The 13,079-nt window shown below is 65.8% G+C and carries 12 protein-coding genes, 2 tRNA genes and 1 pseudogene; 7 read left to right on the top strand and 8 right to left on the bottom strand.

Translation table 11 applies throughout. The features are described from left to right. Positions 1 to 34: 34 nt before the first annotated feature. Both LGN17_RS35755 and LGN17_RS35760 read right to left on the bottom strand, forming a co-directional pair. A tRNA-Leu gene (locus tag LGN17_RS35755) sits at positions 35 to 121 on the bottom strand. Positions 122 to 194: 73 nt separating this feature from the next. Continuing rightward, a pseudogene (locus LGN17_RS35760) lies at positions 195 to 516 on the bottom strand (hypothetical protein); the annotation flags it as partial. Between LGN17_RS35760 and LGN17_RS35765 the strand changes: the two are divergent. After that, positions 474 to 917: a MarR family winged helix-turn-helix transcriptional regulator gene (locus tag LGN17_RS35765; RefSeq protein WP_226201478.1), complete on the top strand. Its 444-nt coding sequence runs from the start codon at positions 474 to 476 to the stop codon at positions 915 to 917. The pseudogene LGN17_RS35760 and the gene LGN17_RS35765 sit on opposite strands and share 43 nt — an antisense overlap. Positions 918 to 986: 69 nt before the next feature. On the opposite strand, the gene LGN17_RS35770 is transcribed toward LGN17_RS35765, so the two are convergent. Then, positions 987 to 1,073: transfer RNA gene (locus tag LGN17_RS35770), tRNA-Leu, on the bottom strand. Between the two features lie 249 nt (positions 1,074 to 1,322). Between LGN17_RS35770 and rnr the strand changes: the two genes are divergently transcribed. The 6 genes from rnr to LGN17_RS35800 all read left to right on the top strand — a co-directional run bounded on the left by rnr (position 1,323) and on the right by LGN17_RS35800 (position 8,545). Continuing rightward, on the top strand, positions 1,323 to 3,812 hold the full coding sequence (gene rnr, locus LGN17_RS35775; RefSeq protein ID WP_226201479.1) for a ribonuclease R: 2,490 nt from the start codon (positions 1,323 to 1,325) through the stop codon (positions 3,810 to 3,812). A gap of 148 nt (positions 3,813 to 3,960) precedes the next feature. After that, positions 3,961 to 4,704 (top strand): 23S rRNA (guanosine(2251)-2'-O)-methyltransferase RlmB, encoded by a 744-nt coding sequence (gene rlmB / locus LGN17_RS35780; RefSeq protein WP_039358863.1) that lies wholly within the window; start codon positions 3,961 to 3,963, stop codon positions 4,702 to 4,704. A gap of 97 nt (positions 4,705 to 4,801) precedes the next feature. Then, positions 4,802 to 5,674 carry an N-acetylmuramoyl-L-alanine amidase gene (locus tag LGN17_RS35785; protein WP_226201480.1) on the top strand — a complete coding sequence of 291 codons (873 nt, stop codon included), beginning with the start codon at positions 4,802 to 4,804 and terminating at the stop codon, positions 5,672 to 5,674. Between the two features lie 91 nt (positions 5,675 to 5,765). Continuing rightward, positions 5,766 to 6,461 (top strand): ribose-5-phosphate isomerase RpiA, encoded by a 696-nt coding sequence (gene rpiA / locus LGN17_RS35790; RefSeq protein ID WP_226201481.1) that lies wholly within the window; start codon positions 5,766 to 5,768, stop codon positions 6,459 to 6,461. A gap of 279 nt (positions 6,462 to 6,740) precedes the next feature. Then, positions 6,741 to 7,457 carry a FadR/GntR family transcriptional regulator gene (locus LGN17_RS35795; protein ID WP_046545537.1) on the top strand — a complete coding sequence of 239 codons (717 nt, stop codon included), beginning with the start codon at positions 6,741 to 6,743 and terminating at the stop codon, positions 7,455 to 7,457. A 101-nt stretch (positions 7,458 to 7,558) separates the two neighbouring features. After that, positions 7,559 to 8,545, top strand: coding sequence for a Gfo/Idh/MocA family protein (locus LGN17_RS35800; protein WP_226201482.1), 987 nt, complete (start codon positions 7,559 to 7,561; stop codon positions 8,543 to 8,545). A gap of 52 nt (positions 8,546 to 8,597) precedes the next feature. Here LGN17_RS35800 and LGN17_RS35805 read toward each other — a convergent pair whose 3' ends face one another. From LGN17_RS35805 to aat, 5 genes are all read right to left on the bottom strand, one after another. Further along, positions 8,598 to 9,290, bottom strand: coding sequence for an amino acid ABC transporter permease (locus LGN17_RS35805; RefSeq protein ID WP_006484207.1), 693 nt, complete (start codon positions 9,288 to 9,290; stop codon positions 8,598 to 8,600). Positions 9,291 to 9,412: 122 nt separating this feature from the next. After that, positions 9,413 to 10,207: a cystine ABC transporter substrate-binding protein gene (locus LGN17_RS35810; RefSeq protein ID WP_011351851.1), complete on the bottom strand. Its 795-nt coding sequence runs from the start codon at positions 10,205 to 10,207 to the stop codon at positions 9,413 to 9,415. Between the two features lie 100 nt (positions 10,208 to 10,307). After that, on the bottom strand, positions 10,308 to 11,345 hold the full coding sequence (locus LGN17_RS35815; RefSeq protein ID WP_175952909.1) for a quinone-dependent dihydroorotate dehydrogenase: 1,038 nt from the start codon (positions 11,343 to 11,345) through the stop codon (positions 10,308 to 10,310). Between the two features lie 98 nt (positions 11,346 to 11,443). After that, positions 11,444 to 12,274 (bottom strand): arginyltransferase, encoded by an 831-nt coding sequence (locus LGN17_RS35820; protein WP_226201483.1) that lies wholly within the window; start codon positions 12,272 to 12,274, stop codon positions 11,444 to 11,446. A 33-nt stretch (positions 12,275 to 12,307) separates the two neighbouring features. Continuing rightward, the gene (gene aat / locus LGN17_RS35825; RefSeq protein ID WP_226201484.1) at positions 12,308 to 13,072 is read right to left on the bottom strand and encodes a leucyl/phenylalanyl-tRNA--protein transferase; all 765 of its coding nucleotides are present in this window, start codon (positions 13,070 to 13,072) and stop codon (positions 12,308 to 12,310) included. Positions 13,073 to 13,079 lie beyond the last annotated feature (7 nt).

Genomic DNA, 13,079 nt, shown 5'->3' on the forward strand with positions numbered 1-13,079 from the left:
GGCCGGCTAGAAGCCGACCTTTTTAGAAAACAGATGGTGCCCAGGAGAGGACTCGAACCTCCACGATGTTGCCACCGCTAGGACCTGAACCTAGTGCGTCTACCAATTCCGCCACCTGGGCACGTTTCGCTTATTGCTGCAGTGCGAAGACCGCTATTCTAGCGTGTTGGCGGAGTCTGTCAACACAATTTCACTCAAGGCGATAAAAATATTGCCCCTCGCACGACGGATTCTCGCGCGCCCATTGGATCAACGCGTTTCGCGGGGAAATTCCAGCGCTGGGCCCCTGGCTCGTGTCGACACGAGCGGGCAGCAGTCCGGCGGTGACGAACGTGTCGGCGATCTTCTGCTGCTCGCCAAAGTTTCGCGCGACACTGCGCGGACGACGTAACTGCGGCGCGCGTTCGTCGTCGCCTCGAGCCCGCAGATCGGCGCGAGTGTATTCGCGGCCTCCTGCGGGTGGTCGCGCAGCCATGTGGCCGCCTGCGACAGCTGGTCAAACAGGATCTGAAACTGAGAGGGCGGGGTTCGTGCTCGTGAAGGCACGCAATCTGATCACGTCCGAGATGGATGCGGCGTTGAGGGATCTCGATATCACGGCGCAGCAAATGGGCGTCCTGCTGTCCCTGCGCGCCGGCAGTTCGGCGACGCCTTTCGAATTATCGAAGCTGCTCGGTGTCGACACCGGGCTGATGACGCGCGTGCTCGACAAGCTGGAGTGTATGGGGCTCGTCGAGCGGTCGCGCAGCGTGAGCGATCGGAGGGTGGTGAGCCTCGCGCCGACCGAAGCGGGGCGGGCGGTTGCTGTGCGGATTCCGGAGATTAAGCCGAAGGTGCTCAACGCCCGCTTGCGGAAATTTTCGAAGGCCGAGTTTGACGAACTGTCACGGTTGCTGCACACGTTCATCGGTGAGTAAGCCGAGCGCCATTCCTTGGCGCCGGAAATGAAAAAAGGCCGGCTAGAAGCCGACCTTTTTGAATACAGATGGTGCCCAGGAGAGGACTCGAACCTCCACGATGTTGCCACCGCTAGGACCTGAACCTAGTGCGTCTACCAATTCCGCCACCTGGGCACGTTTTGCAGTAGCTGCTTGCTGCAAAGAAGCGAAATTATAGCGCCCCAATTATTCGTGTCAACACTTTTTTGCGATGCATCGCAAACCGGGCTCTGCCGCGCCTGCTGGCGGCATTCCGGTCTTTTGGCGACACAGGCGGATGATAGAATGACCCGCCGCCGTCAATATAGAACTGTCTGAAGGACACCTCTATGTTGATGCCGTGCACCATCAATCAACGCAACGAGAACAACCATCGACAAACCCTTGAGCAAATATCCGTACCCCATTCCGAGCCGTGAAGAAATTCTCGGCGTGCTGCGTACGAGCGACGCGCCGCTGGCCGCCAACGACATCGCAGAAGCACTGTCGATCAAGCGTCAGGAGCGCGAGGGGTTCTTCCGGCGTGTCGCCGCGATGGAACGCGACGGCCAGATTCGCCTCGACAAGCGCGGCCATTACCAGTTGACCCATCCGTCGAATTTCGTCGCCGGGCGCGTGCAGGGGCATCGCGACGGCTACGGGTTCGTCATCCGCGACGACGGCCAGGACGACCTGTTCCTGCCGAACGGCGAAATGCAGAAGGTGATGCACAACGATCGCGTGCTCGCGCGGATCGTCGGCTACGATCGCCGCGGCCGCCCGGAAGGGCATGTCGTCGAAGTCACCGAGCGCGCGAACAAGCGCGTGATCGGCCGCCTGCTCAACGAGAACGGCGCGCTGATCGTCGCACCGGAAGACAAGCGCATCGGCCATGACATCCTGATCACGCAGAACGTGAAGAAGGCGAAGGTCGGGCAGGTCGTCGTCGTCGAGCTGACCGATTTCCCGAGCCGCCATTCGCAGCCGCTCGGCCGTGTTGTCGAGGTGCTCGGCGATATCGACGATCCGGGCATGGAAATCGAAATCGCGGTGCGCAAGTACGGCGTGCCGCACGAGTTCAGCCAGCCGGCGCTCGACGAAGCTGCCGCGCTGCCCGACAAGGTGCGGCCGACCGACCTGCGTTTCCGCGTCGACCTGCGCGACGTGCCGCTCGTGACGATCGACGGCGAGGACGCCCGCGACTTCGACGACGCCGTCTACTGTGAGCCGGTCAAGGTCGGCCGTGGCGACGGCTACCGGCTGATCGTCGCGATCGCCGACGTATCGCACTACGTACAGCCGGGCAGCGGGCTCGACGCCGACGCGCTCGAGCGCAGCACGTCGGTCTACTTCCCGCGCCGCGTGATTCCGATGCTGCCGGAGAAGCTGTCGAACGGCCTGTGCTCGCTGAATCCGCATGTCGACCGCTGCGTGCTCGCGTGCGACATGGTGATCACCGCGCGCGGCGAGATCAAGGCGTACCAGTTCTATCCGGCCGTCATCCATTCGGCTGCGCGCCTCACGTACACCGAAGTCGCCGCCGTGCTGTCGAACACGAAGGGGCCGGAGGCTGCGCGCCGCGCGGACCTGCTGCCGCACCTGCAGGACCTGTACGGCGTCTACAAGTCGTTGTTCGCCGCGCGGCAGAAGCGTGGCGCGATCGACTTCGACACGACCGAGACCTACATCGTCTGCAACTCGCAGGGCAAGATCGAGCAGATCGTGCCGCGCCAGCGTAACGATGCGCACAAGCTGATCGAGGAATGCATGCTGGCCGCAAACGTCTGCGCGGCCGACTTCCTGAAGCGTAACAAGCATCCGGGCCTGTACCGCGTGCACGCGGGGCCGACGCCGGAGAAGCTCGAGAACCTGCGCGCGTTCCTGCGCGGCATGGGCCTGTCGCTCGGCGGTGGCGACAAGCCGCATGCGAGCGACTACGCGGCGCTGATGGCGCAGATCCGCGACCGGCCCGATGCGCAGATGCTGCAGCCGATGCTGCTGCGCTCGATGCAGCAGGCCGTCTACAGCCCGGACAACATCGGTCACTTCGGTCTGGCGTACGAGGCGTACGCGCACTTCACGAGCCCGATCCGCCGCTATCCCGACCTGCTCACGCACCGCGCGATCTACGCGATCCTGTCGGGCAAGAAGTATGTGCCGAAGGCACCGGATGGCTTCGAGCTGAACACCGCGCTGTCGCCGCGTGCCCGTGCGATGCAGCAGGCCGACGACGAAGCGCGCGGCCGCTCGCGCTCGAACAACACGGCGATCTGGGAAGAACTCGGCCTGCACTGCTCGGCGAACGAGCGACGCGCGGACGAAGCGTCGCGCGATGTCGAGGCATGGCTCAAGTGCTATTTCATGCGCGACAAGCTTGGCGAGGAGTACGGCGGGATGGTGAACGGCGTCACGTCGTTCGGCATCTTCGTGCAGCTCGACACGCTCTTCATCGAAGGGCTCGTGCACGTCACGGAACTTGGCTCGGACTACTTCCAGTACGACGAGATCAAGAACGAGCTGCGCGGTGAACGCACGGGCATCCGCTATCGCTTGTCGGATCGCGTGCGCGTGCAGGTGAGCCGCGTCGATCTCGATGCACGCAAGATCGACTTCCGTCTCGTGCGCGATACGCCGGTGAAGGCGCCGCGTCCTTCGCCCGCGCCGGCTTCGGCTGGCGGCGCTGTCGACCGCGGCAACGGCAACGGCCCGCGCGTACGCGCGCTGCCCCAGGCAGAGGAGCCTGCGCTGCGTCGCAAGAAGGCCGCGAGCGCGCCGAGCGTCGCGGTGAAGGAAGCGCGCGCCGCACGTGCCGCCGCGAAGAAGAAGGGCGCAAGCGGTGGCGGCGCGGCGGCGAAGCCGGCCGCGAAAAAGACGCGCGCCCGCAAGAAGTATTGAGCATTCGGGGCGGCGTCAGCGCCCGCCCTGCAGTATCGAGAGACGCCGCGTTACCGGTCATCAGCCGGCAACGCGGCGCTTTCCTTTTCCATGGATCGCGGCTGCGCGCGTCGCGCGGCCGCACGTTTGATCGAAGGTTGTTCCAGTCATGTCACGTCTGAAGGTTCTTTACGGTTTTCATGCGGTGACCGCACGTTTGCGGCACGATGCATCGACGGTTGCGGAGGTGCTGTACGACCAGACGCGCCGCGACCGCCGCATGCAGGACTTCCTGCACACCGCGAAGGAAGCGGGCGTGCGCTTGATCGCAGCCGACGAAACGCGCCTGTGGGGCCTCGCCCATACCGAGCGTCACCAGGGCGTCGTCGCGCGAGTCGAGGACATCCCGCTCGCGCAGAACCTGTCGGAGCTGCTCGACGGCATCCAGGGCCCGGCGCTGCTGCTGGTGCTCGACGGTGTCACCGATCCGCACAACCTCGGCGCGTGCCTGCGTGTCGCCGATTCGGCCGGCGCGCACGCGGTGATCGCGCCGCGCGACCGTGCGGTCGGCCTGAACGCAACCGCGGCCAAGGTCGCGAGCGGCGCGGCCGATACGGTGCCGTACATCACGGTGACGAACCTCGCCCGCGCCCTGCGCGAGCTGAAGGACGCCGGCGTGTGGATCATCGGCACGTCGGACGAGGCATCGGCAACGCTCTACGAAACGAAGCTCGACGGCCCCGTCGCGCTCGTGATGGGCGCGGAAGGCGAAGGCATGCGCCGGCTTACGCGCGACACCTGCGATGAAGTGATGAGCATTCCGATGGCCGGCAGCGTGGAAAGCCTGAATGTGTCGGTCGCAAGCGGCGTGTGCCTGTACGAAGCCGTGCGCCAGCGGCGCGTGAAGGGCTGACGCAGCCCGTCCCGCGCGCCCTGCGCGGGCCTCGAATGACCCGAACGACGCGTGCCGCGATCCGATGCGGCACGCGGCTCTCCGGAGTTCGCAACCGATGACCCTGTTTCGCGTTGGTGCATCCTGCGCCGTGCTGTGCCTGCTGGCCGCCTGCACGTCGCCGTCGCTCGTCGAACGCGGCACCTATTACGCCGACACGAGCTTGCACGCGCGCGGCGCCGATTCGCGGATCCGCTTCCTCGTGATGCACTACACCGAAAGCGACGAGGCGAAATCGCTGCGCACGCTGACGGGCGATTCGGTCAGCGTGCATTACGTCATCCCGCCGCAACCGCGCATCGAGCGCGGGATGCCGGTCGTCTACCAGCTCGTTCCGGAATCGGAGCGTGCATGGCACGCGGGCGTCAGCGAGTGGCAGGGCACGACCGAGCTGAACGCGGTGTCGATCGGCATCGAGAACGTGAATCGCGGGCCGCTCGATCCGCAGAACCGCACGTGGCAGCCCTATCCGCCCGAACAGGTCGCGGCGCTGACCCGGCTGTCGAAGGACATCGTCGCGCGCTACGGGATTCCACCGACGCGCGTGGTCGGGCACAGCGACATCGCGCCGCAACGCAAGATCGATCCGGGGCCGCTGTTTCCCTGGCATGCGCTGGCCCAGGCCGGCGTCGGCGCGTGGCCGGACGACGCGACCGTGACCGCGCGGCTCGGCGGTCGTGATCCGCATGCGCCGGCCGACGTGCGCGAACTGCAGATCAAGCTCGCGCGCTACGGTTACGACGTGGCCACCGATGGGGTGCTCGACGCACGCACGCGACGCGTGTTCGCGGCGTTCCAGATGCATTTCAGGCCGTCCGACTATGCGGGCAATCCGGACGCCGAAAGCGACGCAATCGCGCAGGCGTTGCTCGACAAGTACTTCCCCGGCACGCAACCGGCGGACGACGCGCCCGCGGCGGGCGCACCCTGAATCCACAGTGCACGGCGTACCGAAAAACGCGGCCCGTCATCCGAGTCCGGTAAACTGGCGGTTTTCCGCAATCCCGCAGCATTACCACTCCATGACTCAAGACGAACTCAAACGCCTCGTCGGCCAGGCCGCCGCTGATTACGTGATCCAGAACGTGCCGGAAGGCGCCGTGATCGGCGTCGGCACCGGCTCGACCGCCAACTGCTTCATCGACGCGCTCGCCGTCGTCAAGGCGCGCTATCGCGGCGCCGTGTCGAGCTCCGTCGCCACGACCGAGCGCCTGAAGTCGCACGGCATCAAGGTGTTCGACCTGAACGAGGTCGACTCGCTGCAGGTGTACGTCGATGGCGCCGACGAGATCGACGCGAGCGGCGCGATGATCAAGGGCGGCGGCGGTGCGCTCACGCGCGAGAAGATCGTCGCGTCGGTGGCCGACACGTTCGTCTGCATCGCCGACGCCAGCAAGCGCGTGCCGGTGCTCGGCGCGTTCCCGCTGCCGATCGAGGTCGTGCCGATGGCGCGCACGGCGATCGGCCGGCGCGTGACTGCCCTGGGCGGCGTGCCCGTGCTGCGCGTGACGAAGGACGGTGCGCCGTACATCACCGACAACGGCAACGAGATCATCGACGTGAAGGGGCTGCAGATCGCTGATCCGCGCGGCTTCGAAGCGCAGGTGAACGCATGGCCGGGCGTCGTGACGGTCGGCCTGTTCGCCGAGCGCGGCGCGAATCTGTGCTTGCTCGGCACGGAAAACGGCGTTGAAACGATCGTCTATTCGGTTAATTGAAAGGCATGACAAGCAGTCCGTAATGACGTGTCATATACCGTAATGGACTGAATGTTTAAATCTTGTGGAAATCGGGGCCCGGCAGGCGCAATGCGCTTCCCGGGCCTTATTTTTAGCCGTATAAATCACCCCGACAAAAAGAGGGATAACCCTGTCAGGTGTTTACCAGATAGCGAAATGTCCTCGAACTCATCAACTTATAGATCATAAGAACAGTCGTAACCAGGGCCGGCGGAACTGCGGAGCAGGTGTTCGCAAATCGACGCACGGGGAGGTGTCATGGAGCAGGGCAAAGACCGGTCACTGGTCGCCAAAGTGATGGATGGGCTTGTCTCGGGTATCGTCGAGGACAAGTACGGCGGCATCTTGCCGCCGCAGGACGTGCTGTCGAAAGAGTTCGATGTGAGTCGCACCGTGATGCGGGAAGCGTTGTCGATGTTGCTTGCGCGCGACATGCTCGACGTGCGTCCGAAAGTCGGCACGCGCGTGCGGCCGATGCGTGACTGGCGGATGATCGACGAAGACGTGGTGAGCTGGCGATTCCGGGCGAAACCCGATCCGCAGTTCATGCGCGATGTCATCGAATTCCGGATGCTGATCGAACCGCGCGCGACCGCGCAGGCGGCAGTGCGTGCAACGGCTGCCGACATCGCGGGTATTCGCGAAGCATTCGATGCGTTCAAGGTGCTGCAGCCGGGAGACCCCGGCTACGACACCGCGGACGAGTTGCTGCACACGCGGATCGTCCAGGCGAGCGGCAACCAGTTTTTCCAACAGATGGCGGCGATCGTGCGCGGTGCGGTGCGTCTCGTGAATCCGCGTGTCGTGCAGAAGGAGGGTGCGCACGACATCGTGGTGAAGGCGCATGCGCGTGTGGTCGACGCGATCGAGCGGCGCGACCCGCGCGAAGCCGAAGCCGCTTCGCTCGCGCTGATCGATTTCAGCGCCGACGAGATCTCGCGCGATTTCTCCGTCGACGTACCCATGCGCGCCTGACGCTGCGCGTGTCGCTCATCCGTGTGCCGCCGGGCCGTTTATCATGACGGCCAGCCGGCAGCGTGCCGGCCATCGTCATACGACCGACACGGAAGATCAGGATGAACGACAACGACCCTCACCCGGTGCGCTTCGGCATCGTCGGTGCAGGCAGCATCGCGCGCCGTTTCGCGCAAAGCCTCGCACACGTGCCGGGAGCCACGCTCTCCGGTGCCTGGGCCCGCCGCGCCGATGCCACGGCAGACTTTTGCGGCGCATACGGTGGTACGCCTGCTGCAAGCCTCGAAGCACTCCTCGCGAGCGATATCGACGCGGTCTACATCGCGACGCTCCATGACACTCACGCGCAGTACACGCTGGCCGCGCTTGCTGCGGGCAAGGCAGTGCTGTGCGAAAAGCCCGCGACGCTGAACGCGGCGCAGCTCGACACCGTGCTGCGTGCGGCACGCGACGCAGGGCGGCTTTTCATGGAGGCAATGAAGCCTCCGTTCTTTCCGCTGTACCGTCAGCTGCGCGCGCATCTGCATGACGATCCGATCGGCGAGATCCGGCTCGTGCGGGCAGGGTGTGCATCGTCGTCGGTCCCGGACGACCACTCCGTCTATCGCCTCGATCGCGCGGGCGGCGCGCTGCTCGATATCGGGATCTACGAGGCCTTTCTCGCGGTCGACTGGCTCGGCGCGGCGCTCGACGTGCAGACGCTCGGCCGCGTCGGCGCGACGGGTGTCGACCTGTTCGCGAGCCTGAACAGCGTGCATGCGAACGGCGGGATCGCGCAGCTCTTTTGCGGGCTCGACGTGATGGGGCGCGGCGACGCGCTGATTGCCGCGGCCGGCGGCCACGTGACGATTCACGAGAAGTGGTGGAACCCCGCGCGTGCAACGATCCGCTACGCGGACGGGCGCACCGTCGAACTCGATGCGCCGGTCGACGGCGGCGGGCTGAACTACGAGACCGCGCATTTCTGCGACCTGCTGCGCGCGGGCAAGACCGAAAGTCCGATCATGACGCACGACCATTCGCGGCAGATGATCGCGATGACCGATGCCGCGCGAGCGGCGCTCGGCGTGCGCTATCCGGGGGAATAAGCGGGAAGAAGGATGCCGGGCGCGCGCGTGCGGCCCGGCGGACGGCGTGCGCTCAGTGCCGCGACGGCAGCGACAGGCGTTTTTCGTACCAGCGCTGCACCCATTCGAGGATCTGGCACAGGATCCAGTACACGGCCGCGGCGGCAAGATAGAGCGGCAGCGGTTGATAGGTCGCCGCGATCACTTCCTGTGCGCTGCGCAGCAGTTCGGTCACGGTGATCACGGACACGAGCGACGTGTCCTTGATCAGGCTGATCAGGCTGTTCGACAGGCTCGGTACCGCGATGCGCAGCGCCTGCGGGCCGATCACGTAGCGTAGCGTCTGTCCCCACGACAGCCCGAGGCTGTACGCGGCGAGCCATTGGCCGCGCGCGATCCCGTTGATTGCGCCGCGCATGCTTTCCGACATGTAGGCCGCGACGTTCGCGGACAGCGCGATGACGCCGGCGGGCGTCGGGTCGAGCGAGATGCCGAGGCTCGGGAGCCCGTAGTAGATGACGAAGATCTGCACGAGCAGCGGCGTGCCGCGCATCAGGCTCACGTACGCGCGTGCCAGCCACGCGAGCGCGTTGACCCAGATGCGTTCGAAGCCGTCGAGCGCTTCGCTTTGCCGGATGCCCATCATCGCGAGCACGACGGCGCCAAGCAGGCCGAACACCATCGACAGCACGGCGAACTTGACGGTCAGAACGGCGCCCTGGGCGAGCACCGGCAGCGATTGGACGAGCAGGGACGTTGTCGACATGGAATGCGAATCGAAGGCGTGCGCGAAAGCGCAATCATAAACCGGACGAACAAAACAAAGGGCGGCATCGTGACGGATGCCGCCCTTTCCGGCCCGCCGTCAGGCGGGAAATGCAGGCGTGCTTACTTGATCGGCTTCGTCACGTCGATGCCGAACCACTTGTCCGAGATCTTCGTGAAGGTGCCGTCTGCTTCGAGTTGCGCCATCGCGTCGTCGATCGCCTTCTGGAACTTCGGGTTGCCCTTCTTGAACGGGATGCCCGACGGGTTCGCCGAGCCGACGTTCGCACCCGGGCGCAGCGGCAACTGCGAGTTCTTGGTCAGGTACGCGAGCATCAGGCGGTCGTTGAGCGCCGCGTCGAGACGGCCGGCCGCGAGGTCGCGCAGGTACTCGGGCGCGCCCGGGTACGTCTTCACGTCGATGCCGGGCACCGACTTCGCCATGTCCATGTAATTCGTGCCGAGCGCGACGCCGAGCTTCTTGCCTTTCAGGTCTTCAAGCGACTTGAACTGGCGCGTGTCGTCGTTGCGCTGGATCAGTTGCGCGGACGAGTACGTGTACGCGGGCGAGAAGTCGAGTGTTTCCTTGCGCTTGTCGGTGATGCCGACCTGGTTGGCGATCACATCGAACTTGCCGGCCTGCAGGCCCGCGATGATGCCGCTCCATTCGGTCGTCACGAATTCGGCCTTCACGCCGAGCTTCGCGGCCACGGCCTTCGCAATGTCGACGTCGAAGCCGACGAGTTCGCCCTGCGGATTCTTCGAGTTGAACGGCGGGAACGTGCCTTCGAGGCCGACCCGCAGCGTGCCGCGTTGTTTCACCTGGTCGAGGAGGTCGGCCGCATGCGCGGTGGCGGCAGCGAACGACGTGCCGATCAGGCCGGCAACCAGCAGCTTCTTCAGCAGCGCAATCTTCATCGTGTGTTTCCTTGCCCTGTCCGGGTCATTGATTCTGATAACGGGGCCAATGATAGCAAAAATGCAATCGACCGCTAAATACCGTTTGTTTATGCCTATATTACGCGGTGCGTTCGCGGGCGACGGCCTTCACGCATTCCGCGACGAGCGAAGGGCCGCGGTAGATGAACCCCGTATAGAGCTGCACGAGCGCCGCGCCGGCCGCGAGCTTTTCACGGGCATCCTCGCCCGAGAAAATGCCGCCGACGCCGATGATCGGCACTTCGCTGCCGACTTCGGCGTGCAGCTTGCGGATCACTTCGTTCGACGCCTTGAACACGGGGCGGCCCGACAGGCCGCCGGCTTCGTCCGCATGCGGCAGGCCCTGGACGGCCGCGCGCGACAGCGTCGTGTTGGTCGCGATGACCGCCTCGATCTTGTGGCGCAGCAGCGTATCGCCGATTTCCTTGACCTGTTCGTCGTCGAGATCGGGCGCGATCTTCAGGGCGAGCGGCACGAGCTTGCCGTGCAGGTCGGCGAGGCGCTGCTGCTTGTCCTTCAGCGCCGCGAGCAGCGCGTCGAGCTCGCCCGCACCCTGCAACTGGCGCAGGTTCTTCGTGTTCGGCGACGAGATGTTGATCGTCACGTAGCTCGCGAACGGGTACACGCGCTCGAGGCAGTACAGGTAGTCCTCGGCGGCGCGCTCGATCGGCGTATCGGCGTTCTTGCCGATGTTCAGGCCGAGGATGCCGCGATAGCGGGCGGCCTGGACGTTCTTCACGAACTGGTCGACGCCGTGGTTGTTGAAGCCCATCCGGTTGATCAGCGCGTCGGCCTGCGGCAGGCGGAACATCCGCGGGCGCGGGTTGCCGGGCTGCGGGCGCGGCGTGACCGTGCCGACCTCGATGAAGCCGAAACCGAGCGCCGCAAGGCCGTCGATGGCCGCGCCGTCCTTGTCGAGGCCGGCCGCGAGGCCGACCGGGTTGCGGAACGTGAGCCCCATCACGGTGCGCGGCGCGTCGGGCACGCGGGCCGACAGCGCGCAGGCAAGGCCCGTGCGGCCGGCCGCGCCGAGCGCGCGCAGCGTGAGGTGGTGAGCGTCTTCCGCATCCATCTTGAACAGGGATGCGCGGGCCAGCGGATAGAGGGAACTGAACACGGGAATTGGGCGGGCAGCCGGAATGAATGACAACCCGCTATTTTACCGGGAGTTGAGCGGCAGGGGCGCGCTTCGCTTCGTCGCCTCCGCGGCGCGCGTCAACCCGCGCCGGAATGTCCGCCCGGCAACGGCGCACGGGCCAGCGCCGCGTCGACGGGCGGCAGGTCGATCCGCTCCGGATCGAGTATCTTCCAGCGGCCATCGATCAGCCCTTCGAGCGGGTGGAAGTTTGCCTTGTACGCCATCTTCGGGCTCTCGCGGATCCAGTAGCCGAGGTACACGTAGGGCAGGCCGAGGCTCTTCGCCTGCTCGATCTGCCACAGGATGTTGTAGGTGCCGTAGCTCGTGTGCTGGTCGTCGGGCTCGAAGAACGTGTAGACGGACGACAGCCCGTCGCCGAGGATGTCGATCATGCTGACCATGCGCAGCTTTCCGGGCTCGCCGCCCGGGGCGTCGAGGTCGCGGAATTCGACGAGGCGCGAATTGATCCGGCTCTGCAGCAGGAATTGCTCGTACTGGTCGCGGCTGTCGCGATCCATGCCGCCGCCCGCGTGGCGCGCGGACTGATAGCGCATGTACAGCGCGTAGTGCTCTTCGTCGTAGTGCAGCGGCGAAACCGTCGCGACGAGCGCGCGGTGCCGCTTCCACATCCGGCGCTGCGTGCGTGACGGCGCGAACGCGTCGACGGGCACACGCACCGGCACGCAGGCACGGCAGCCGTCGCAGTACGGGCGATATGTGAAGACGCCCGAGCGCCGGAAGCCGGCCTTGACGAGCTCGGTGTAGATGTCGGAATTGATCAGGTGGCTCGGCGTCGCGACTTGCGAGCGCGCGACGCGGCCGTCCAGATAGCTGCACGGATAGGGCGCCGTTGCATAGAATTGCAACGCCGAAAGCGGTGAAAGCGGCAGCTCAGTCGGGTGAGTCATGGGCAGCTCTCGATGCAGGGGAGGAGTGCCGCGCTAGCGTTCGATTCCGGAGGGGGCCGCCGGTTCGGTGCGGGCCGTCAGCGCGGCGAGCACGCGCTTGTCGAATTCCCACGGAATCGGCGGTTCGGCTACCGCGCTGCGCACGTGAGCGACAAAGGCCTTGCGTGCGATCTCGCGGCCGCCGAGCGACGCTAGATGCGACGTATTCTGCTGGCAGTCTATCATTTCCAGCCCCTGCTCGCGAAGGTGTGCGACGAGCGTGGCCAGCGCGATTTTCGATGCGTCGGTCGCATCCGCATACATCGACTCGCCGAAAAACATCCGCCCGAACGACACGCCGTACAGGCCGCCGACGCGTCGCCCGCCGTGCCACGTCTCGATGCTGTGCGCGTTGCCGGAGCGGTAGAGCGACGTGTACGCGTCGATGATCTCGGCCGTGATCCACGTGCCGCGCTGCCCGCGGCGCGGCGCCTGTGCGCACGCGCGCATCACGCCCGGAAAGTCGTGGTCGACGCGCACCTCCCATTCGGGCTCGCGCAACACGCGCTTCAGCGTCTTGCGCAGCGAAGGCGACACCTTGAATTCGGCCGGCACGAGGATCATGCGCGGGTCGGGGCTCCACCACAGCACGGGCTGGCCGTCGGAATACCACGGGAAGATGCCGCGCCGGTACGCGTCGATGAGGCGCGACGGCAGCAGGTCGGCGCTCGCGGCGAGCAGCCCAGGCGCGCCGGTCGCGGGACCGAGCGCGCGTTCGATGGGCGGAAACGGATCGTCCGGGCCGAGCCAGGGGACCATGGGGCGG

This window comes from Burkholderia sp. AU30280 (assembly GCF_020420125.1).
Taxonomy (GTDB): Bacteria; Pseudomonadota; Gammaproteobacteria; order Burkholderiales; family Burkholderiaceae; genus Burkholderia.